This is a genomic window from Ruegeria sp. CDSB136 (assembly GCF_059610965.1).
Map to the genome: position 1 here is coordinate 78,268 of NZ_JBXWOP010000005.1, position 22,620 is coordinate 100,887.

Below are 22,620 nucleotides of genomic sequence, written 5' to 3' on the forward strand. Positions count from 1 at the left end.
CGCATATCCTTGTGTTATGCCCCTATCGGGTTTGTTGGAGGTTGGGATGGTTAACTCCTTTTTTAGTAGGCTGCTTGGCCTTGTCTGTTTGGTTTCAGTCGTTCTGTTCGGCAGCAGCAAGGAAGGCGCGGCCTTTGGTGGGGCTACCTTCTTCAATACACCCATTGCGTCACCCAATGGCGGTTCCGTCCAATTTACCAACATCCCCGGCGCAACGACTGCATTTGTCGCCCTCAGCGGCAGCGGCCAGGCACCGGGCGGTGCGATTTACTTTGGTGGCGGGATCACGCCGTCTCCGATCATCACTCCGGCCGGATTGACCAACCTCGGTTGGCTGAACCCAACCATTCTCAGCCAGGACGGCGCAGACAGCACATATGCCGCCGACGGTTACATGGGGATCATTTTCACGGCTCAGGAAACCCCGGGTGGGCCGCTTTACAGATACGAACTTGCCCTGTCGGGTGTGACGAACACGCAGATCATCAGCACCCGGACGCTGGTGGATACGACCCAGCCCACGGCTTCGGTCGGGGCGCTGACTGCGACAGGAAACGGCACCTTTACCGCGACAATCACCCTCAGCGAACCCAGCACCGACTTTGTTGCCAGTGATCTTTTGGTGGTGAACGCAACCGCGACCATGACCGGTTCGGGTGTCGATTACGTTGCCACACTGACACCGCAGAACAATGGTACGATCGAGCTTTCGGTTCCGGCCGGAGTTTTCACCGACGCCGCAGGCAATCTTAATCTGGCGTCGAACACTGTTACAACCGTGCAGGCCGCAACAAACACGCAGCGTTTGATTCAGGCCTTTCAGAATGCCCGCGCGAACAGCCTGGTTTCCAACCAGCCCAACCTGACGCGGTTTCTGCAACAGTCCGGCGCGGGAGCGTTCGATGCGTCCGTATCTCAGGGCGCCGGGTTTCTGAACTTTGCCAGCGATCCGACCTTGCCCATCTGGCTGAATGTCACAGGCAACTGGAGTTCGCAGGACGACTTTGACAGCAGCTATGCTTTGGCGGTTCTCGGGGCGCACCATCAGGTTAATCAGAACCTGTTGGTCGGTGCGATGCTGCAGTTGGACTATGCCGAAACCGAAAACGGCGCGTCCGAGATTGACGGCACCGGGTGGTTTGTTGGTCCGTATGTCGTGGCGAAACTGCCCGAGCATCCGATCTATTTCGAAGGACGTGCGCTTTACGGGAAAGCTGACAATGAGGTATCGCCTCTGGGCACATACTCGGACAAATTCGACAGTGACCGCTGGCTGGTGCAGTCGCGGGTCACAGGCGAAATCCAGCGCGGGGCGCTGACCCTGATGCCGCTTCTGGATCTGAGCTATGTCAGCGATGATGCCGAGGCCTATACGGACAGTCTGGGCAATCCGATTTCGGCCCAGGATTTCAGCCTGACGACCGTTCAGTTGGGAATGGATTTCAGCCACCCGATCTCCGTCGCACGTGGCAGCATGATTCTGACGGGCGGTCTGTCCGGCGTCTGGAGCAGCACATCAGGCACCGGCACCGTGCCGGGCGTCGCCCCGATCGGGGACACCACACGCGGCAGGGTCGATCTGGGTCTTGATTACAGGTTGCAGAACAACAGCCTGCTTGCGGCAGGTGTGTTTTACGACGGCATCGGCGAAAGCGGATTTGAAAGCTACAGCGTCGATCTGACGTGGCAGATCAACTTCTGACCGATTGAATCCTTGAAGTCCCGGATCCGTCCGGGACTTCTTTTTCTAAAAAATAAGCCGAAACGGATTCTAAAGACCGACGAAGGGTCAGGACCCGGCTTTGTGCTGTTGAAGGATGTCCAGCGGCACAATGTCCAATGCGCGCTGATGCGTGGCCTCAAGATGAACCCTCGGGGCGCAGCCCTCGTCATGGGCCTGCAGGAACCGACCCGCACACAGACACCAGCTATCGCCGGGCTTGAGGCCCGCGAAATCGAATTCGGGGCGTGGGGTGCTCAGGTCATTTCCGACATATTTGGAATAGGCGAGGAATTCGGCTGTCATAACAGCACAAACCGTATGGCTGCCCTGGTCTTCGGGGCAGGTATTGCAGGCCCCGTCCCGGAAGAATCCGGTCAGCGGATCACGCGAACAGGGGGCAAGGACACCCCCCAGCACATTGATGCTGTCCTGTTTTTGCATAGAGGCATCCTACAGGGTTTGGGCGATCTTGCGGAACATTTCTATATTCTGATCGCTGACACCGGGTTCGCGGAATTTGCGATCGGCTCCGGTGGTGACAATCAGGACATCCCGCGGCCGATCGAAATAGATGTATTGCCCATAGACGCCGCGCGCCAGAAATTCGCCCTCATGCGCGTTTTTGGGGATCCACCATTGATATCCATAGCCGATCTTGCCGGTTTCGGTTGGGGCACTTGGCCATGTCGACTCGGTAATCCAGTCGGCGGGAACAATCTGCTCGCCGCTTCGGGAACCGTCTTGCAGTATCATCTGTCCGAACCGGGCAAAGTCGCGTGTTGTAAAGTTCAACCCGCCAAGAACAAACGCGACACCGGCCCCATCCGTGATGTAGTACCCATCGCGTTCCAGCCCCAAAGGCTGAATGATCCTTTCGGTCAACAGCTCGGTAACACTGCGCCCGGTCGCGCCGCGAATGACCATACCGATCACATGCGTGTCGATTGATACATATTGCCAGGTGTCACCCGGCGCGGCAAAGCTGTCCTTCAGGGACGCGGCGAAGTCGTCCAACTCCCCGCCCAGCGCCACGACACGGCCCATCCGATTGATGTCCGAGTTGTAATCCAGATAGTCCTCGTCAAATGTCACGCCGCTGGCCATGTTCAGGACATTGCGGATCGTGGCGCCGTCATAAGCGCTGCCGGCCAGTTTGGGCGCATATTTCACCACAGGATCGTCCAGCGAGTCGATTGCCCCCTCGGCCAACAGAAGGCCGAACAGGGCGGACAGATAGCTTTTGGCGACGGACCACGATATCCGCCGATCGTCCGGGCCGGTGTCCAGATAGTATTCTTCGAACCGGATCTGGCCTTTCTGCATCACCAGCAGGGATGTCACAGCGCGCTCCCCGATCCATTGATCGGTTCCCTCAGGCAGATCAAAGCCCGGTCCATAGGGCAGTTCCCATGTCGGGCCGCTCCCGCGCGGCAGATCGACCGTCAGAAAGGCGTCGCTCATGTGCGAGAAATTGTGAACGATCCGCTCTTCCGAGAACAGGGAATTGACCGCCAGAAGCCGCTCGATCTCTTCCCGTTTCCACAGGCCAACGACGACGGCCGCCAAAACCAGCGCCAGAACAATGCGCAACAGCCATCTGAATACAGTTCTCATTCGTCCCCTCCACCTGATCAACACAATAGAAAAGAGGTCCGGGACCTTTCGCAATCCGAACGTTGCGGCAGCAGGTGATTTACCGAAACTTGTCCAACAGCTTTTGCATCGGTGACCGGTCATCCGGAGCCGGAATAGGCTCAGGGTCGGTCGCGGCTTTTGGTGTGGGCTTTTCCGGTGTCTTTGACGACCGCGCAGGCGCCGTCCGCAAAGCCACGGCATTCATGAATTTCCCGCTTTCCCCTTCGGCAAGATATTGGGCCCCGTCCGAAACGCCCCGCAGGACGTCTTCCAGCCAGTTGGCGTCAGCCTTGGCAAAATCGCTTAGCACATAGGCCGAGACCATTTCCTTGCGCCCCGGATGGCCAATCCCTAGCCGTACCCGGTCATAGGCAGGACTGATGTGTTCGTGGATGGATCGCAGCCCGTTATGCCCCGCGTGACCACCGCCGGCCTTGACCCGCACCTTTCCGGGGGCCAGGTCCAGTTCATCATGAAAGACGGTCACGTCAACCGACTCGAGCTTGTAAAACCGCATCGCTTCACCAACGGACTGGCCGGATCGGTTCATGAAGGTTTGCGGTTTCAGCAGCAGAATTTTGTCCGTGCCGAGACGACCTTCGCAGACCTCGGCCTGAAACTTTGAACGCCAGGGACCAAACCCGTGATCCTCGGCGATGCGGTCCAGTGCCATGAAGCCGATGTTGTGACGGTTTCCAGAGTATTTTGAACCGGGATTCCCCAGGCCGACAAACAGCTTCATCATTTCGTCCTTACATGTCGCGGGCCAATACCTGAATACGTATCAGGTTCATCGCACGGTTCGCCACCGCCTTTCCAGTCCCGCCCGGCCAAAAGAAAAACGGGGCTCTGAAAGAACCCCGTTTCATATCCAGAACCAAAAGGTTCCGAAATTATTCTTCAGCGCCGATTACTTCGACTTCGTCGGCTGCAACTTCGCCCTCTTCGCCGTCTTCATCGTCGCTGGACGTCAGACCGGTCGGAGCCGAAATGTTCGCGATCACGAAGTCACGGTCGATGGTCGGCTTGGTGCCGGCCGGCAGGTCAACCGACGAAATCGTCACAACGTCGTTGATGTTCAGACCGGTCAGATCGACGGTGATCTTTTCAGGAATTTCACCGGCGGTGCACATCAGTTCGACTTCCGGACGAACAACGGTCAGAACGCCGCCCTTCTTGATGCCGGGCGCTTCTTCTTCGTTGATGAACTCAACCGGAATGAACAGAGCGATCTTGGTGGTCCGGCGCAGGCGCATCAGGTCCAGGTGGGTCGGCAGGTCTTTGACGACGTCACGCTGAACGTCGCGGCAGATGACGCGGACGTCTTCGTGGCCTTCAACCTTCAGGTTCCACAGGGTCGACTTGAACCGGCCGGCTTTCAGACGCTTGAACAGGACGTTGAACGGGATCTGGATCGGCAGCGGCTCTTTGTCGCCACCAAAAACAATGCCCGGAACCATGCCGTCGCGGCGTGCCTGACGAGCGGCGCCCTTGCCTGTCCCCGTCCGTTCCAGAGCTACGAGATCAGGAATCTCTCCAGCCATGATAATTCTCCAATGTTAGGGCGGGCATCCTCCAAGGCTGTATGCCCGCGTGAAGCCGCGTCCTTAGCTTGATTCATTGGGTTTGGAAAGGGGTTTTTGACGGATTGTCATTTTGCGAGGCTCTGCCTCGCGCTCCGGGATATTTGGGGCCAGATGAAAAACGGATCCGGTCTTCATCTGGCTAAAAATATCCCGGGGGAGACGCCCGTAGGGCGGCGGGGGCAGAGCCCCTGACAACAGCGGCCCTCTCAGTTCTGCCAGCGACCACCGAAGTCTTCTGGGATCAGCAGGTTGTGGCGCCCCAGATTGCTAACATTGCGTTCGCCGCACAGCGCCATGGTGGTGTCCAGTTCCTTGTGGATGACGTCCAGCGCCGTGGTTACGCCTTTCTGACCCATCGCCCCAAGGCCATAGACAAAGGCGCGGCCGATATATGTACCCTTGGCCCCCAGCGCCAGTGCCTTCAGAACGTCCTGACCCGAACGGATGCCACTGTCCATATGCACTTCGATGTCTCCGCCAACGGCGTCCATGATCTGCGGCAGCATTCGGATGGAACTGAGCGCACCATCCAACTGGCGACCGCCGTGGTTCGAGACCACAATGGCATCCGCCCCGAGCTTTGCGGCCATCTTCGCATCTTCGGCATCCAGAATACCTTTCAGGATAACCTTCCCGCCCCATTGCTCCATCAGCTTTTCGACCTTGCCCCAATCTAGGCTTGGGTCGAATTGTTCGGCAGTCCAGGCCCCCAGCGAGGATGCGTCAGAAACGCCATGCGCATGTCCGGCGATATTGCCGAACTCGCGTCGGCTGGCGCCCAGCATCTCGATTCCCCAGGCCCACTTCGTCATCAGGTTGGCGATTGTTTTGGCCGTCAATTTCGGCGGGGCGGACAAACCGTTCTTGAGGTCCTTGTGCCGCTGGCCGAGGATTTGCAGGTCGAGTGTGATCACCAATGCCGAGCATTTGGCGTCCTTGGCCCGCTGGATCAGGCGATTAATGTAGTCCTGATCCTTCATCGTATAAAGCTGGAACCAGAACGGCTTGCCCGTGTTCTCGGCCACATCCTCGATAGAATTGATTGACATTGTCGATAGGGTGAAGGGTACGCCGAAATCTTCCGCTGCCTTGGCCGCTTTTATTTCGCCATCTGCGTGTTGCATGCCGGTCAGCCCCACGGGCGCCAGCGCGACCGGCATCGCTACGTCTTGCCCGATCATCTGCGACGCGGTCGAACGCCCGGACATGTCTACTGCAACCCGTTGGCGCAGGCGGATGTCCTCGAAATCCGAGGTGTTTTCGCGAAAGGTCTGCTCGGTCCAGCTGCCGCTTTCAGCGTAGTCGTAGAACATCCGTGGCACGCGGCGTTCATAGATGCGTCTGAGGTCTTCAATCGTTGTAATGACTGGCATGATTCCGGGCCCCGGTAGCTTTGGTTAATTTTCTTTACCAATTTCTCTTGCGCTCTGCAACGTATCTCTGGCAGCAAAAAAACCGCAGCTCGCAAAGGCGGGCTGCGGTTGACGCATGAGACGAGTTTTGTCGGCGGATCAGGCCGAATGTGCACCGTCCGCCAGTGACCGGACGAAGCTTAGGATCTGGTCGACCGGCTTTCCCTCGGCAATCTGGCTGACAATGGCTGAACCGACCACGGCGCCATCAGCTATGCTTGCGATTGCCTTCGACTTTTCGGGTGTATTGATGCCAAAGCCCACAATAACCGGCAGATCTGTCTCCGATTTGATCCGAGCCACCTCAGGACCGACATTGGTGGCCTGCGCCTCGGCAGCGCCGGTGATGCCGGTGATCGAGACGTAATACACAAAGCCCGATGTATTCTGAAGGACGCGGGGCAGGCGCTTGTCGTCGGTTGTGGGCGTTGCAAGCCGGATAAAGTTCAGGCCGGCGGCCTGCGCGGGCAGGCACAGTTCGGCATCCTCTTCCGGGGGCAGGTCTACAACGATCAGGCCATCGATTCCGGCGGATTTAGCCTCGGCCAGAAAGTCGTCGACACCTCGGCTGTAGATCGGGTTGTAGTATCCCATCAGGACAATCGGGGTCGTATCATCTGTTTCACGGAAAGCCCGCGCCAGATCCAGAGTGCGCTGCAGGGTCATTCCCCCGTCCAGCGCGCGCTGGCCTGCAGCCTGAATCGTAGGGCCATCAGCCATCGGGTCCGTGAAGGGCAGGCCCAGTTCGATCACATCGACACCGGCGCCCGGCAGACCTTTCACGATCTCAAGCGAGGTGTCGAAATCGGGATCCCCGGCCATGACGTAGGAAACAAAGGCCTTCCTGCCTTCGGCCTTGAGGGCGGCGAACTTGGCGTCGATACGGGTCATCTTCTGTCCTTGCATTCAGGTTTGAACCTGATGTGCAGAAACTTTGCCCGGAAATCAATCCCGTCAAGGCTGAATGGTTCAGAACGCGTAATGATATCTGACCAGGGCCGAGTTGACACCCGGGTTGTCGTCCTGGGTGCTGGCGTTGGATTTGTGGGTAATCGCGAAGGACAGCTTGTTGCCATTGTTCAACGTATATCCAAGGCCAACAAGGCTGCGGATCTGGAACTCTCCGCCCAGATCGTTCAACGAGTCGCCTTCGGAAAAGTACCCTGGCATGACGCTGCCTTCAACGAACCATCGGTCAGCGAAGGTGTAGAACCCGATCAACCCGATCCCGATATGAACATCACCAGCGGTATCCACCGTCAGGGCGCTGCCCCAGGTCGCGGACACGCGGGTGGCTTCGTAAAAGGGGCGGTGTTGGTACTCGAGCGAGAAAGCGGCTTCATCGTCTGCGTCGCTGTCGGAGAAATCCGAATACCCAGCGCCAAAGATGATGGTTTGAGCGTACGCTGCCGGAGCGGCCATTATCAGCACAAGGGCTGCAACAAAACTCTTCATAACGGTTGATCACTATCTGGTTGTTTGCAACGTCTTACATGGTGAGCTTAGAGCGCAGGATTCAATGCGGGCAAGATCACGGATGTCGAACGATTTCGTGATGTTGCATTTTGGATCAGGCCGCCATCTTTCGCTCTGGCTTGCGCATTGACCCGGACCTGCATAGAAGCACCCCTCGAATGGCATTAGGAGACCGTCATGGGCTTTAAAATGGGAATCGTGGGTTTGCCGAATGTGGGTAAGTCGACCCTCTTCAACGCGCTGACCAAAACCGCGGCTGCACAGGCTGCGAATTTCCCGTTCTGCACGATCGAACCCAATGTGGGCGATGTGGCCGTGCCCGATGATCGGCTGGACAAGCTCGCCGCGATTGCAAGCTCGAAACAGATCATCCCGACGCGGATGACGTTCGTTGATATCGCCGGTCTGGTTAAAGGTGCCTCGAAAGGCGAGGGGCTTGGAAACCAGTTTCTGGCCAACATTCGGGAAACCGACGCCATTGCCCATGTGCTGCGCTGTTTCGAAGACGGAGATGTGACCCATGTGGATGGCCGTGTCGATCCGGTAGCTGATGCGGACACGATTGAGACCGAGCTGATGCTGGCCGATCTGGAAAGCATCGAAAAGCGCCGCGCCAATCTGGTGCGCAAGCTGAAAGGCAGTGACAAAGAGGCACAGCAACAGGACCGCTTGCTGGCCCAAGCGCAAGCGATGCTGGAAAGCGGCAAGCCCGCGCGTCTGGTTGAAGTGTCAGGCGAAGATGCCAAGGCCTGGAAGATGCTGCAACTGCTGACCACCAAGCCGGTGCTCTATGTTTGCAACGTGTCCGAAGAAGAAGCTGCCGAAGGTAATGAGTACTCGGCGAAGGTGGCCGAAATGGCCGCTGCTCAGGGTAATGCTCACGTTATCATCAGCGCCAAGATCGAAGAAGAGATCAGCCTGCTGGAAGCGGACGAAGCCCAGATGTTCCTTGAGGAAATGGGCCTGGAAGAACCCGGTCTCGATCGTCTGATCCGAGCAGGTTACGACCTGCTGAAACTGGAAACCTATTTCACCGTCGGCCCGAAAGAGGCCCGCGCCTGGACCATCCGCACCGGCACCGCCGCGCCGCAGGCCGCTGGCGTGATCCATGGGGATTTCGAAAAAGGCTTCATCCGTGCCGAGACCATCGCCTATGACGACTACATCGCTGCCAATGGCGAACAGGGTGCGAAAGAAGCAGGCAAGATGCGGGCCGAGGGCAAGGGCTACATCGTCAAGGACGGCGATGTGATGCACTTCTTGTTCAACACGTAAATCAATCAGGCTGCGGCAAGTTTTCAGAGCGCTTCGTTTAAGAAGCTGCACTGGGTGATCAGCCACCTGCCGTCAGCCTGCTTATATAGGATATTCAAAGAGGTACCCTGGCCGGTCGTACCTTCGCTGTAACGAGCGAGGCACCAACCGACATTGTCATTGATATCAGCGTGCACAATTTCGATGACTTTGTCTTCGCCGCCTTCCTCAACCCACTCCGAATGGATATCTTCTATGGCTTGTCGCCCGATCGCTGCAGGGCCATAGGGTGAAAACAACTCTGCGTTTTCTGCAAAGTACGACGCGCATCCGGCGGCATCATTTGATCGATACCTATCGACGTATCCGTCATACAATTCTTGAAAAACGTCCTTTGCCGTCACTATGCGCTCCGTGCGTTCGTACGCTCGTTTCATTAGAGGTAAGTTGACCAAGCGAGGCAAGAACTCTGTATTGCCGGGTCGCAGGCAGAGACGGCGCTTTTCCTTTGGAAAAATGCGGTTAGAGTGTCATTTTGCCCGACGTTGGAATGCTAAAGCATGATCGAAATCCGCGACCTTCAACTCCTCAGCGCCTTGGCGCGGCAACGCCATTTCGCCAAGGCGGCCGAGGAATGCGGGATTTCACAACCCGCGTTTTCCATGCGCATCCGCAATCTCGAAGATCGGCTGGGAGTTTCAATTGTCCGCCGGGCCAACCGGTTTCAGGGCCTGACCGAAGAGGGCGAGATGATCGTCCGCCGTGCGCGGCGTATCCTCGATGACGCAAAGGCGCTGGAACAGCAGGTGCTGGCCGCGCGGGGTGAGATTACGGGCACGTTGATTCTGGGCGTGATCCCTACCGCGATTGCCTTTACCGGACGCCTCATCAAACGCCTTCAGCAAGCTCATCCACGCATTTTGTCGCGGATCGAAACCATGTCGGCCTCGGCCATTCAGCACCGGCTGGACGAAGGCAGTCTGGATGCGGGCATCACCTACGGCGACAGTATCGGCACCGACTTGCGGCAGGTCCAGCCGCTGTATGAAGAAACCTATGTGCTGCTGGTCCCGTCCCACATGACCGAGGAAACCGGCCCTATTCCGTGGGCTCGGGTGGCTGAATTTCCGATCAGCCTCCTGGAGCCGCAGATGCAGAACCGACGCATTCTGGATCGGATTTTCGCCGAACAGGGCCTGCATCCCCACGTCGTCGCCGAAACCAGTGGCTTTACCGCATCGATGGTGATGGCGCGCGAGGGGCTGGCAGCTACGGTTGTGCCTCGCGTTCTGGTTCGGGCGTTGGGTGATCTGAAGGGAACCAAAGTGCTGCCCTTGGTCGACCCGATTGTCAGCAAACCGATTTGTCTGGCGACCCTCAGTCGTGACCCGGAATTGCCAACGGTCGAGGCTTTGCGTGCCGTGGTGACGTCTTTACGGTGATAAACTGTCGTTATCGTGCGATTGAATTTGGCGATTTGACGATATGCTATTCTGATGAGACACGGAGCCTCAATCGGAGGGCATCATGGCACCATTAGACACCAAGCCATCAGGCGCACCCAAGGGCGTCTGGAAGTCAGGTAAAGGCAAAGGGCGGCACACGCCCAAAGGCCGTCAGTTCACGGATGAGGCGCAGGCGGAGATTCATCGCCTGCTGGGCGATCGCCCGCGCCGCCGCGACCTGCTGATCGAATTCCTGCATTTGATTCAGGACGAACACGGCCATATCAGCGCCGACCACATCGCCGCGCTTGCGGTTGAGATGCGGATCGGACAGGCCGAGATTTATGAGACTGCGACCTTCTACGCCCATTTCGATGTTGTGAAAGAAGGCGAGACCCCTCCGCCTGCGCTGACGATCCGTGTCTGTGATTCCCTGTCCTGTGAAATGGCCGGTGCCCAGCAGCTGCAGAAGGCGCTGGAAGACGGTCTGGACCCGGCAGAGGTGCGTGTGGTGCGCGCGCCGTGCATGGGCCGTTGTGATACCGCGCCGGTGCTCGAAATCGGTCACAACCATATCGACCATGCGACCCCCGAAAAGGTGCAGGCTGCGATTGCTGCGGGCGACACTCACGCCCATCTGCCCGGCTACGAAGCCTTCGCTGCTTATGAGGCAAACGGCGGTTACGCCAAGCTGAAAGAGCTGCGCGACGGTGGTGACTGGGAGAAAGTGCAGGAAGACATCCTGTCCTCGGGCCTGCGCGGTCTTGGCGGCGCCGGCTTCCCATCCGGCAAGAAGTGGGGCTTTGTTCGAATGAACGAGGGCACACGCTATCTGGCCGTGAACGGGGACGAGGGCGAGCCTGGCACGTTCAAAGACCGCTACTATCTGGAACGCACGCCGCATGTCTTCCTTGAGGGCATGCTGATTGCCGCCTGGGCGGTCGAGGCCGAGACCTGCTTCATCTACATGCGCGACGAGTATCCGGCGGTACTGGAAATCCTGGCCCGTGAGATTGCCGCGCTGGAACAGGCCGGGATCGTCGAAAAAGGTTACATCGACCTGCGTCGCGGTGCTGGCGCATACATCTGCGGTGAAGAATCCGCGATGATCGAGTCGATCGAAGGCAAAAAGGGCCTGCCGCGTCACCGTCCTCCATTTGTGGCGCAGGTAGGGGTCTTCAACCGTCCGACCTTGGTGCACAATGTCGAGACGCTGTATTGGGTCTCGAAGATCTGCCGTGAGGGGCCGCAGATTCTGAATTCAGTTGAAAAGAATGGTCGCAAGGGCTTGCGGAGCTACTCTGTCTCGGGCCGAGTAACCAACCCCGGTGTTTACCTGCTGCCTGCGGGTTCGACCATTCTTGACGTGATTGATGCCGCCGGCGGCATGGCCGAAGGTCATGCGTTCAAGGCGTATCAACCGGGCGGGCCGTCGTCAGGTCTTCTCCCCTCCAGTATCGACGACGTCCCGCTCGACTTTGACACCCTGCAGCCGTTGGGCACCTTCATCGGGTCTGCCGCTGTGGTGGTTCTGTCCGATCAGGACACGGCCCGCGATGCGGCGCTGAACATGCTGCGGTTCTTCGAGGATGAAAGCTGTGGTCAGTGCACGCCCTGCCGGGCGGGCTGCGAAAAGGCGGTGAAGCTGATGCAGGCCGACAAGTGGGATCAGGACTTGCTCAAAGATCTGTGCCAGGTCATGGGCGACGCGTCCATCTGCGGCTTGGGGCAAGCGGCCCCGAACCCGATCCGCCTTGTCATGAAACATTTCGCTGACGAAATCTGAGGGAGACAGAGCCATGCTTGATGCAAGCCCAACTAAGACCGTCACCTTCAACCTGAACGGCGAAGACGTCACCGTCCCCGAGGGCTGGACCATCTGGGAAGCCGCCAAGGGGCAGGGGTTCACTATCCCGCACCTGTGCCACAAGCCGCAGCCGGGCTATCGCCCGGACGGCAACTGCCGCGCCTGTATGGTCGAGGTGGAAGGCGAGCGCACGCTGGTCGCCTCGTGCATCCGTCCGGCGGCGGACGGGATGGTCGTTAAGACCGACTCGGAGCGTGCCGAGAAATCGCGCGCCATGGTTGTGGAGCTGCTGGTTGCCGACCAGCCCGAGGAGGCACACGACACCTCGAGCCACTTCTGGGACATGGCCAAGCTGACCGATGTCAGCGACAGCCGTTTCCCGGCGAAAGAGGCCGATAAAATCCCGCTGCTGGATGACAGCCACGTTGCGATGCGCGTCAATCTGGATGCCTGCATCAACTGCAACCTCTGCGTCCGGGCCTGTCGCGAAGTGCAGGTCAATGACGTGATCGGCATGGCCGGTCGTGGCCATACGGCGCAGGTCGTGTTCGACCAGAACGATCCGATGGGCGCGTCGACCTGTGTGGCGTGTGGCGAATGCGTTCAGGCCTGCCCAACCGGGGCGCTGATGCCCGCGACCGTGCTGGACGATCACCAGCACGGCGACAGTAAGGACTACGATAGCGAAACCGAAAGCGTCTGCCCGTTCTGCGGCGTGGGCTGCAAGGTTTCGCTGAAGGTCAAGGACGGTAAGGTCAAGTATGTCGAGGGCATCAACGGCCCGGCAAACGAAGGCCGTTTGTGCGTCAAAGGGCGGTTCGGCTTTGACTACATCCACCACCCGCACCGTCTGACCAAGCCGCTGATCCGCCGCGAAGACGCCCCCGAGAAGGGCCTGAACGTCGATCCCGGCGATCTAAGTACCCATTTCCGCGAAGCGACTTGGGAAGAGGCGATGGATCTTGCCGCCACCAAGTTGAAGGTGCTTCGCGACGAAGACCCGCGCAGCGTTGCAGGCTTTGGTTCGGCCAAATGCACCAACGAAGAAGCCTATCTGTTCCAGAAGTTCATCCGTCAGGGTTTCAAGCACAACAACGTCGACCACTGCACACGTCTGTGTCACGCGTCGTCAGTTGCTGCTCTGATTGAGAACGTCGGTTCCGGGGCAGTGACCGCGACCTTCAACGAGATCGAAAACGCGGATGTGGCGATCATCATCGGTTCGAACCCGATCGAAAACCACCCGGTTGCGGCGACTTACTTCAAGCAGTTCGCCAAGCGCGGCGGCAAGCTGATCGTGATGGACCCGCGCGGCGTCGGTATGCGCAAGTTTGCCGACGAAATGCTGCAGTTCCGTCCGGGTGCTGATGTCTCGATGCTGAACGCGATCATGAACGTGATCGTCGAGGAAGAACTGTATGACAGCCAGTACATCCACCGCTGGACCGAGAACTGGGAAGCCGAGAAAGAGCATCTGCGCCAGTTCACGCCCGAGGCGATGTCGCCGATCTGCGGCATCGAACCGGATCAGCTGCGCCGTGTCGCGCGCACCTTTGCGCAGGCCAAGGCCGGCCTGATCTTCTGGGGCATGGGCGTCAGCCAGCACATCCACGGCACAGACAACTCTCGCTGCCTGATCTCGTTGGCTCTGATGACCGGCAACGTCGGTAAACCCGGCGCGGGTCTGCACCCGCTGCGCGGTCAGAACAACGTGCAGGGTGCATCCGATGCGGGCCTGATCCCGATGTTCCTGCCGGATTACCAGACCGTGACGGACGATGGCATTCGCGCCAAGTTCAACGAGGTCTGGAACTCGGACGACTTCTCGAACGAGAAGGGCCTGACCGTGACCGAGATCATCGACCAGATTTATGCGCGCAACATCAAGGGCATGTATATTCTGGGCGAAAACCCGGCCATGTCCGACCCGGATGTGAATCACGCGCGTGACGCGCTGGCCAAGCTGGACTTGATGATCGTGCAGGACATCTTCCTGACCGAGACGGCGAACTATGCCGACATCATCCTGCCCGCCTCGGCGCTGTATGAAAAGAACGGCACTGTGTCGAACACCAACCGTCAGGTGCAGCGGGTGCGGCCTGCCGTGACACCTCCGGGTGAGGCGCGCGAAGACTGGAAGATCACTGTCGATCTGGCGCAGCGGATCGGGCTGAACTGGGACTATACGGACGTGTCTCAGGTCTTCAATGAAATGAAGCTGACCATGGCGTCGCTTGACAACATCACGTGGGATAGGCTTGAGACCGAAACCATCACCTACCCGTCGCTCAGCGAGACCGATCCGGGGCAGGCGATTGTATTCGGTGACGGATTCCCGCGCGCAGATGGCCGGGCCCGGTTTACCCCGGCTAGCGTCATCCCGCCGGATGAAGCGCCGGATGACGAGTACCCGATGATCGCCACCACCGGCCGTCAGTTGGAACACTGGCACACCGGGTCGATGACCCGCCGTTCTAATGTTCTCGACGCTGTTGAGCCGGAAGCGAACTGTTCGATGAACCCTCGCACGCTCAAGCTGATGGGGATCGAACCGGGTGAAATGATCCGGCTGACCACCCGGCGCGGGACGATTGACATCATGGTTCGGGCGGACCGGGCGATCGCCGAAGACATGGTCTTCATCCCGTTTGCCTATGTCGAAGCGGCGGCGAACATTCTGACCAACTCGGCCATTGATCCATACGGGAAAATCCCCGAGTTCAAATTCTCGGCCATTCGCGTTGAAAAGATCGGGGATGCCATCGCGGCGGAATAAGCGCTGCGAGCGGTAAGAATTCAAGGGCGGTTCTGATCAGAGCCGCCCTTTCGTGTTTCACACCATCCTGTGCCGGTCATGCCTGTCCAAAACTGTGCAACGTCAGTTGCGCCTCAACGCGCCGCAGTCGCCAAGGAGCAAGGCAGGAAGGCGAAAAAAAGCGCTTTGGCACAGGACAAAACAAACTTACACACTTGTCCAGATGGTTCTGGAACCGCACCTGGCCCTAGTAGTCGCGTTCGAAAAAGACGCCCAAACCTGTTTCACCACGCCCGTCGACCGTACCACGCACGGTGAAACTGTCGGTGACATCCAGATTCAGGTTCACTTCGGTGTCGCCTTCGGTGTTGACCGTGAAATCAGTGTAGAGGTTGTCGCTCAGATAAGCGCCTGCGCCCAGACGGCCCGCACCGCCTTCCGAAGCACCAATGTCGACCGTATCCACGCCCGTCGCATCCCGCAGCCCTTTGGTTGCGTCCCCGCCTGCACCACTGAGTTGCGCCAGCGACGCCGCCATTTGCGCGATCACAAAGGGCGAAAGTTCGGAAAAGCGATTGCCGAACAACAATATCGCCAGGGCCTCTTCCGCAGGGCGTTCAGGGTCGGAAAATATGTCGACCTGAGGCGCATCCAATGGCCCCGCAATTTCAATCGTGGCGGTGCCGTCCGACGTGCTGGTTGAGGATTCGAACTCGATATAGGGTGTCAGATCGCCCTGAAGTGTCACGACACCCTTGGTCAGCGCCAGCCTGCGCCCCAGAATGTCGAAGTTGCCACGGATCAGCTCAATCTGACCGGACGGCACGATGGATGCCGTGGTTCCACCGATGTTGATTCTGCCCCCAAGTTCAGCGTTCACACCGCGGCCCCGCACAAACACGGCTTTGGGGGCCAGCAGGCTGACGTCCAGCGCAATCCGCGAATCGCTTTTGGCTTTGTCGCCGGTCACGACCAGCTGCGCGCGTTCCCGGGTCAGGAAGCCAGCCGCGCTTTCGTTGACATGCGTAATGTTGGGGATGGGTGCCGCGCCCACCGCGCCGGAGGCTGCAGCGAGATTGATGTTGGTCTCGTCGAATGTGATCTGCCCGGCGACCGAGCTGTTGCCCGCCAAAGCGCCGGTCATGGCGACCTGGCCGTTCAGCGTCGTTTCATATAGCAGCCTGTCAGTCAGCACTAGGCTGTTGAGAACGGTCGTGATGTTGGCATTGAAGGGTGGCGTCAGGTCTATTGGGCCGTTGACCGTAAAGGCCCCGCCAGCCTGCATCCCGCCGTTCAGCGCGACGGTAGCGCGGCTTTGCGCCAGGTCGACCGAACCGCTGATCCCCGTCACGGTCTGTCCAGCCGCGGGAATGGCCAGAGCTGTACCGGAGGTTGTAACCGTTCCGCTTAAAGCCGCCAGTGACGGAGCGCCGTTCAAAGCAAGATCAAACCGCGCCTGACCATCGATCTTGTTGGGTGTGATAAACACATTGGCGACGCCAAGGTTCAAACCACCTTGCGCGGCCAGGTCGGCCTGACCGGTGGTCTCGCTAAATGTCCCCGAGACATCGCCGCTGATTTCGGCTGGTCCATCGGCCTTGGCGCTGATGGTCCAGACGCCGTTGTCACGTTTTGCCGTACCCTTGGCCGCTATAGTCCCCGGGAACTCGGGTACGAAACGTTCGATTTTGTTGAACCGGGCGTCAAATTCCAGATCGGCGTTTCCGTCCAGTCCAACATTGCCGTCCAGACTGGCATAGGAGCTGTCAGGGCCTCGCAGGCTAACGGTGCCTTCCAGCCCTGAACCGTCGGGTGCCACATTTCCGGTCAGGGTCAAAGGACCGGAGAGGGTGCTTGCCAACCTGGCCAGGTCATCCAGTCTGACGTTGAAGGTCAATCCCCCGTTTTCGCGGTTTAGTTCACCGGATGCTTCCGCAGATAAGGCCGTTCCCTGCAGACGGAATGCCCGGATATCGACGGTTTCCTCGGTTTTCTCGGCGTCCACCGTCAAAGTCGTGCGGCCCTGAATCAGTTTGTCCAGCGCTTCGATACCGGTCTGGATGTCGCGCGCATCCAGATCGCCCTTGATGTCAAAAGTCCGGTTGGCCAGCGCGGCGGTCCCATTGGCGTCGGCCTGCACCGAACCCGCCAGATCGCGTTTGGCTAGGCCGGAGAACAGCGACAGATCCGGCGCGTTCAACTGCGCCTGTCCGTCAACGGACAGATCCCCTGTCGGATCCTGCACAATCGCCGAGACTTGCGCGTTCAGTGCGGTGCCGTTTACCGTGGCGTTACGGATATCAATTTTGTCGGCGGTCCGGGCGCCATCCCACTCGATAGTGGTCCGACCGGTCAAAAGCGGATCGATGTCCGAAAGCCCTGTTGTGATGTCTTGTCCGATTACGCTGGCTGTTCCGTCAAACTCCAGCGTTTGCACGGTTCCCTGCCCGTCGAGGGTGGCCTGAACTGCGCCGCTCAGTTCGCGCTTTGCCAGACCCGAAAAGACGGAAAGATCCTGCGCGTTGACGCTGGCCTGACCGTCGATGGTCAGGTTCCCGTCCGGTGTCGTGACCTCACCGCTGGCAGCCGCCTGCAAGGTTTCGCCGTTAACTGTAAGGTCACGGATGGTGACGCCGTCCGTGTCGCGCTTTGCATCCACCACAATGCTCGTTTCGCCGGCAATCACCGGATCGATATCGTCCCGGCCGGTCAACAGATCGCGGGCCTCGACGCTCAGCTTACCGTCAAAGCTGCCTTCCAGCGGTGATCCGTTTACCTCGACCCGGGCCGAGACCTGTCCGCCCAGATCAAGCTTGGCCAGTTCCGAGAACCGGGACAGGTCCGTTGCGTCCAGGGTCGCCGTTCCGTCAATCGTCAGACCGCTGGCCAAACCGCTGATCAATGCGTCCGCCCCAAGCGTATAGTCCGAACCCACCAGTTCCACCCCTGACAGGGTCAATGACTGATCACTACCGTAGCTGAACAATCCGTCCAGTGTGATGCGATCGCCGAGTGCCGTGTTCAGCCCGGCATCCGCCAGATCGATCCCGTCCAGCGCGGCCTGAATGTCACCTTCGAATTGTAAGGATGCACCTTGTTCCAGTGTTCCCTGGCCGGTGATCTGCGCCCGCTGCAACCCGATTTGCGGCGATTTGAAAGCGTTTGTTGTCAGGCTCAAATCCCACAGGTTGCCGTTCTTCTGATCGAAAAGCGCTGAAATCTGAGCCGCTTCGATAGATGTTTGACCGCCTGAGACTGGCAGCACGACAGTTTCGCCATCCGGTGGAGTTATCCGCCCTTGAAGGGCCGCCAGTTGCAGTACACCGCCAGGGGCAAGCTGCAGCTCTCCCTTCAGCTTCAGCGCCTGCGAGGAAAACTCGAGATCGGAAATGTCCAGCGCGCCGTCCGGCTGCGTCCGGCCATCGACAAACAGACGCGTGTCAGGGCCAAAGAACGTGTCCATGTTTTGCGCCAGAAATGGCGTCAGGTCGCCTTTCAGATCGGTCGTAAAGGCGATGCCGTCACTTGACGCGCCACCCGCCTCCGTGGCCGACCGCAACCGGACCTGTCCTGCGACACGCTGCTGGTTGTCACTGCTCAGGCCGATATCCGCTGTGAAATCTGTAAGGGGACCTGACCCGGTGGCGGTCAGACCGATCGGTGGGCTGTCGGGTATCTTCAGCGCCGTCGAGATCAGCCCGCCCGAATCCTCGACCACTTTCAGGTCCAGACGGATTTCACTGCTCGCGTTCTCAAACCCGGCGGACAGGCTGATCTGGTCGCCGGCCCGGTCCAGTCGCGTGACATCCAGTTTGGTATCCAGCGTGCCGTCTGCCAGCGACAGATTTCCGTTCACGGCAAGCTCGGCCGCGACCCCGATCAGTGGTTGGCCCAGCGACAGCTCGTCTACCCGGATTTCACTGATTTGGATGGCAACGGGCAATTCAGGCAGCTGAAACGGCTTGGTTTCAGCCGAAGGCGCGGGGGTGTCCTTGGTGGTTGCCCCGGGCGCGCGGGCGATGTCGATTTCCTGCGCAGTCAAAGCGTTGACCGAAAAACGGCCGCGGATCAATGCAAGCCGGTTCCAGTCCAGCACTGCATCCTTGATGGTCAGCCAGACGCCTTCGTCATCGGCCACGGTGATTTCTTCGATGGTCGCCCGCGAACTTAGCGCGCCCTGAAGGCCCTTGACCCGGACGTTCTGGTCGTCGCCGGACAGGGTGTCCTGCAGGAAATTCTCCAGCATGCTGCCGCCGCTATCTTCCTGCGCGGTCACGGGCGATGTGATCAGCACCGCGCCGATCAGAACGGGATATGAAAGCCGCCGGATCAAAATGCCTGTCCAATCCCGATATAGAACTGCAGCCCGCTGCCGGTGTCGCCCTGAACCGGCCATGCCAGATCAACGCGCAACGGGCCGAACCCACCCAGATCGTATCTGGCACCGATACCGGCACCGGCATGATACTCGGCACCGCTGCCGATGAAGGATGACGTGTCGACCGTGCCGTAGTCGTAGAACCCAACCAGAGACAGTGAGTCGGTGACCTTGCCACGCACCTCTCCGGACAGGCCGAGAAAGGACTTGCCGCCCGCCACACCGGTTCCCACCGGGATGCCGAGGCTTTCAAAAGGTTGCCCGCGCACGGTTCCCGCGCCGCCCGAGAAGAACAGAAAATCCGGTGTCACCCCGTCCGGAGACGGCCCCAGAACCGACCCCAGCTGCACACGGCCGGCCAGCACCAGCCTGCCGCCGGTTCCGAAACTGGTATAGCCGCGCCCGTCCAGAAAAATGCGCAGGCCGGACTCGGTTTCTGACAGACCCGCAAAAGGCATGGCATTCGCATCCAGATAGAACCCCCGAGTGGCGCTGACCTTGCTGTCGCGCTGGTCCCATTCCGACCGGAAGGGGAGGATGAAATATCTGAACTTGCGCCCTGAGCCGTACGCATCATCCGCATCCGAATACTGGAACCCCGCCGACGCCTCGGCATAAAGCTGGTCCGAGAAGGTGCGCCGCGCACCATATGCCACTGAGGCCACGGTAACGTTGTAGTTTTCGGTGTCGCGCCGCTCCAGCAGGGCGCTCCAAAAGGTGCTGTCGTCGGGGCCCAGCCTGTCTGGCTGATCCAGTCGCAGGCCAATCCGCCCATCGATATTTTCGGCCCCGCCAATGTTGCGGATCGCGGCCTCGAACCTCAGCCGCTGCGCGCGCCTGAACACATTTCGATGGGTCCAGGTCGCGGTCAGATCAAGACCATCGCGTGAGGCAAGCTCGCCCCCGAGTGTTATACGACGCGGGGGCAGGTCCTCGAACGTGGCATCAAAATCAAGCGAGCCATCAGGGTTGGGTTCTTCTCGCTCCTTGATCGAGACAACATTGAACGTCCCGGTGCGGCGCAGACGGGTTCCGACTTTCTGGACTTTTTGGGGGGAGTAGACTTCGCCCGTGGGAAAACCCGCGATCTTTTCGATCGATCTGTGCCGCACGGTGGTGTCGCCATCAATGAACATCCTTCCGAATGTCAGACGCGGGCCGGGCGCCAGATCGATCTCGGCATCCAGCTTGGATTGTTTGTGCCGGGCGACGACCTTTTGCCCTGCAACGTCCGCCTTTGCGTGCCCAGCGTCTTTCCATGCCTGAACACCTGCGGACGTGGCCTGCTGGATCGCGCCCGTTGTCGCACGTTTGCCGGTAGAAAATTCCTGGGGCAATACGGTCAGCGGGGCCAACGGCTGTACAAGCGCTGTTCCGAAGGTAAAGACCGGGCCCGTGTTCACAGTGATGACAGCGCGCTTGATCTGGCTTGGAACGCTCAGCGAACTGAGATCGGCCGCTTCCTGTCCATCTAGTTTGATGCTGACGACCGGGCTGAAATACCCTTCGTCATACAGGATCTGGACGATGGTGCGGTAATCCGAAAGCGCGGCGGACAGTATTTCCAGCGGAGTGTCCAGCCCGCGCGATTTGGCTGTTGTTACCGAAGAGTTTTCCTTGAGGCGGTCCACCACTTCTTTCGGCGCTCCGGGCGCCGTCAACGTGGTTTCCAGCGCCGCCAATGTGGTCGGCGCGATGGCCACGACAACGCCAAACAGCCAGCACTTAAGAATGGCGCGCGGCCTTCTTCCCTGCATCAAATGGCTCCAACTGCCCCAACTCGAAATCACTTTGGCCGCCTTGTACGGTTCGGCGGCTGTTCAACTTCATGTTAGACCATCTGATGGGGTGCAGGAAAAGGGAAATGACGTGCGAATTGCGATTTGAGGCAATCTTTTGTGCGGTCAAATACCCGCATTCCGGAACCAGCGGATCAGGGCGTCGCGGTCCTCGGGCTCCATGAAGGTGACATTTGCAGGCGGCATCGCATGACTGACGCCTGCCTGCAGATAGATCTGCTTTGCGTTTCTTGCGATGTCGCCTTCGGTTTCCAATAGCACGCCCTTGGGTGCCCACAGGATACCCTCCCAGACCGGTTCGCGAGCGTGGCACATGGAGCAGCGGCCCAGCACGATGTCATGCGCCTCTTCGAACCCGTCTGCCGCGGCGAATTTTTGTTCATAAGGCGTCAGCGGCTGCGCTTCGGCCTCTTCCAGCGGTTTGTACATCGGCGCGGTGGACAGCCACATGATAGCGATGAACAGCAAGGCGGTGACCAGCCAGGTCCATGTCGGGTTGCCGGCGCGGGCATGGCGGGTGTTGAAATAGTGCCGGATGGTGACACCCATCAGGAAGACCAGCGCCGCGATGATCCAGTTGTATTCGGTCGCAAAGGCCAGTGGATAGTGGTTCGACAGCATCAGGAACACGACCGGCAGCGTCAGGTAGTTGTTGTGCGTGGACCGCAGCTTGGCGATTTTGCCGTATTTCGGGTCCGGTGTGCGCCCGTTCTTCAGGTCATCCACTACGATGCGCTGGTTGGGCATGATTATGAAGAACACGTTCGCCGTCATGATAGTGGCTGTGAAGGCCCCCAGATGCAGCATCATTGCACGGCCGGTGAAGATCTGGTTGTACCCCCAACCCATTGCCACCAGCAGCACGAACAGCAGCACCATCAAAAGGGTGGGGCGTTCGCCAAGACCGGATTTGCACAGGTAGTCATAGGCCAGCCAGCCCACGGTCAGCGAGGCGGCCGAGATCAGAATCCCCTGCCACAGCGCCAGATCGGCCTTTTGCGCGTCGATCAGATACAACTCGCCGCCGACCCAATAGACGATCATCAGAAGCGCCGCCCCGCTGAGCCAGGTCGCATAGCTTTCCCATTTGAACCAGGTCAGGTGGTCCGGCATCCGCTCGGGCGCGACCAGGTATTTCTGAATGTGGTAGAAGCCACCGCCATGCACCTGCCATTCCTCGCCATCGGCGGGGCCGGGGATGTCGCGGTTCAGCCCAAGATCCAACGCTATGAAATAAAAGGATGATCCGATCCACGCGATGGCAGTGATCACGTGCAGCCAGCGCACAGCAAAGGCTATCCAGTCCCAGAACACGGCGAGGTCATACATGCAAGAAGTCTCCGATTGCTT

16 protein-coding genes are annotated in these 22,620 nt (G+C 59.2%); 5 read left to right on the top strand and 11 right to left on the bottom strand.

The features are described 5' to 3' along the window. Positions 1-46: 46 nt before the first annotated feature. Entirely contained in the window at positions 47-1,702 is a 1,656-nt protein-coding gene (locus AC2FIR_RS07200; RefSeq protein ID WP_496715461.1) for an Ig-like domain-containing protein, read from the top strand. 87 nt (positions 1,703-1,789) lie between these two features. On the opposite strand, the gene AC2FIR_RS07205 is transcribed toward AC2FIR_RS07200, so the two are convergent. The 7 genes from AC2FIR_RS07205 to AC2FIR_RS07235 form a co-directional block, all read right to left on the bottom strand. Beyond that, complete coding sequence (locus tag AC2FIR_RS07205) at positions 1,790-2,164, bottom strand: DUF2237 domain-containing protein (RefSeq protein ID WP_170807708.1); 375 nt, start codon at positions 2,162-2,164, stop codon at positions 1,790-1,792. Between the two features lie 9 nt (positions 2,165-2,173). Next, complete coding sequence (locus AC2FIR_RS07210; RefSeq protein WP_480490518.1) at positions 2,174-3,337, bottom strand: serine hydrolase domain-containing protein; 1,164 nt, start codon at positions 3,335-3,337, stop codon at positions 2,174-2,176. Positions 3,338-3,416: 79 nt separating this feature from the next. Beyond that, positions 3,417-4,100 carry an aminoacyl-tRNA hydrolase gene (gene pth, locus AC2FIR_RS07215; protein WP_480490517.1) on the bottom strand — a complete coding sequence of 228 codons (684 nt, stop codon included), beginning with the start codon at positions 4,098-4,100 and terminating at the stop codon, positions 3,417-3,419. A 151-nt stretch (positions 4,101-4,251) separates the two neighbouring features. Next, the gene (locus AC2FIR_RS07220) at positions 4,252-4,902 is read right to left on the bottom strand and encodes a 50S ribosomal protein L25/general stress protein Ctc (protein WP_170613407.1); all 651 of its coding nucleotides are present in this window, start codon (positions 4,900-4,902) and stop codon (positions 4,252-4,254) included. A gap of 248 nt (positions 4,903-5,150) precedes the next feature. Continuing rightward, positions 5,151-6,317 (bottom strand): alpha-hydroxy acid oxidase, encoded by a 1,167-nt coding sequence (locus AC2FIR_RS07225; RefSeq protein ID WP_496715458.1) that lies wholly within the window; start codon positions 6,315-6,317, stop codon positions 5,151-5,153. 138 nt (positions 6,318-6,455) lie between these two features. After that, positions 6,456-7,247, bottom strand: coding sequence for a tryptophan synthase subunit alpha (trpA, locus tag AC2FIR_RS07230; protein WP_170613403.1), 792 nt, complete (start codon positions 7,245-7,247; stop codon positions 6,456-6,458). A gap of 78 nt (positions 7,248-7,325) precedes the next feature. After that, positions 7,326-7,811 carry an acyloxyacyl hydrolase gene (locus tag AC2FIR_RS07235; RefSeq protein ID WP_170613401.1) on the bottom strand — a complete coding sequence of 162 codons (486 nt, stop codon included), beginning with the start codon at positions 7,809-7,811 and terminating at the stop codon, positions 7,326-7,328. 198 nt (positions 7,812-8,009) lie between these two features. On the opposite strand from AC2FIR_RS07235, the gene ychF reads away from it, so the two are divergent. Continuing rightward, complete coding sequence (gene ychF / locus AC2FIR_RS07240) at positions 8,010-9,107, top strand: redox-regulated ATPase YchF (protein ID WP_170613399.1); 1,098 nt, start codon at positions 8,010-8,012, stop codon at positions 9,105-9,107. A gap of 23 nt (positions 9,108-9,130) precedes the next feature. Here the strand turns inward: ychF and AC2FIR_RS07245 are convergent, their stop codons facing one another. Continuing rightward, a complete protein-coding gene (locus AC2FIR_RS07245; protein ID WP_496762090.1) occupies positions 9,131-9,490 on the bottom strand; it encodes a YybH family protein in 360 nt (119 codons plus the stop codon). Between the two features lie 156 nt (positions 9,491-9,646). On the opposite strand from AC2FIR_RS07245, the gene AC2FIR_RS07250 reads away from it, so the two are divergent. From AC2FIR_RS07250 to fdhF, 3 genes are all read left to right on the top strand, one after another. Next, positions 9,647-10,528: a LysR family transcriptional regulator gene (locus AC2FIR_RS07250; protein ID WP_480490514.1), complete on the top strand. Its 882-nt coding sequence runs from the start codon at positions 9,647-9,649 to the stop codon at positions 10,526-10,528. 85 nt (positions 10,529-10,613) lie between these two features. After that, the gene (locus AC2FIR_RS07255) at positions 10,614-12,317 is read left to right on the top strand and encodes an NAD(P)H-dependent oxidoreductase subunit E (RefSeq protein WP_480490512.1); all 1,704 of its coding nucleotides are present in this window, start codon (positions 10,614-10,616) and stop codon (positions 12,315-12,317) included. Positions 12,318-12,330: 13 nt separating this feature from the next. Beyond that, positions 12,331-15,114 carry a formate dehydrogenase subunit alpha gene (gene fdhF, locus AC2FIR_RS07260; protein ID WP_170613391.1) on the top strand — a complete coding sequence of 928 codons (2,784 nt, stop codon included), beginning with the start codon at positions 12,331-12,333 and terminating at the stop codon, positions 15,112-15,114. A gap of 226 nt (positions 15,115-15,340) precedes the next feature. Here the strand turns inward: fdhF and AC2FIR_RS07265 are convergent, their stop codons facing one another. From AC2FIR_RS07265 to AC2FIR_RS07275, 3 genes are all read right to left on the bottom strand, one after another. Then, a complete protein-coding gene (locus AC2FIR_RS07265) occupies positions 15,341-19,426 on the bottom strand; it encodes a translocation/assembly module TamB domain-containing protein (protein ID WP_480440714.1) in 4,086 nt (1,361 codons plus the stop codon). Beyond that, positions 19,423-21,228 (bottom strand): autotransporter assembly complex protein TamA, encoded by a 1,806-nt coding sequence (locus AC2FIR_RS07270; RefSeq protein ID WP_170613389.1) that lies wholly within the window; start codon positions 21,226-21,228, stop codon positions 19,423-19,425. The genes AC2FIR_RS07265 and AC2FIR_RS07270 overlap by 4 nt, the downstream gene beginning before the upstream one ends. A 147-nt stretch (positions 21,229-21,375) precedes the next feature. Then, positions 21,376-22,599, bottom strand: coding sequence for a urate hydroxylase PuuD (locus AC2FIR_RS07275; RefSeq protein WP_170619422.1), 1,224 nt, complete (start codon positions 22,597-22,599; stop codon positions 21,376-21,378). Positions 22,600-22,620: the final 21 nt, after the last annotated feature.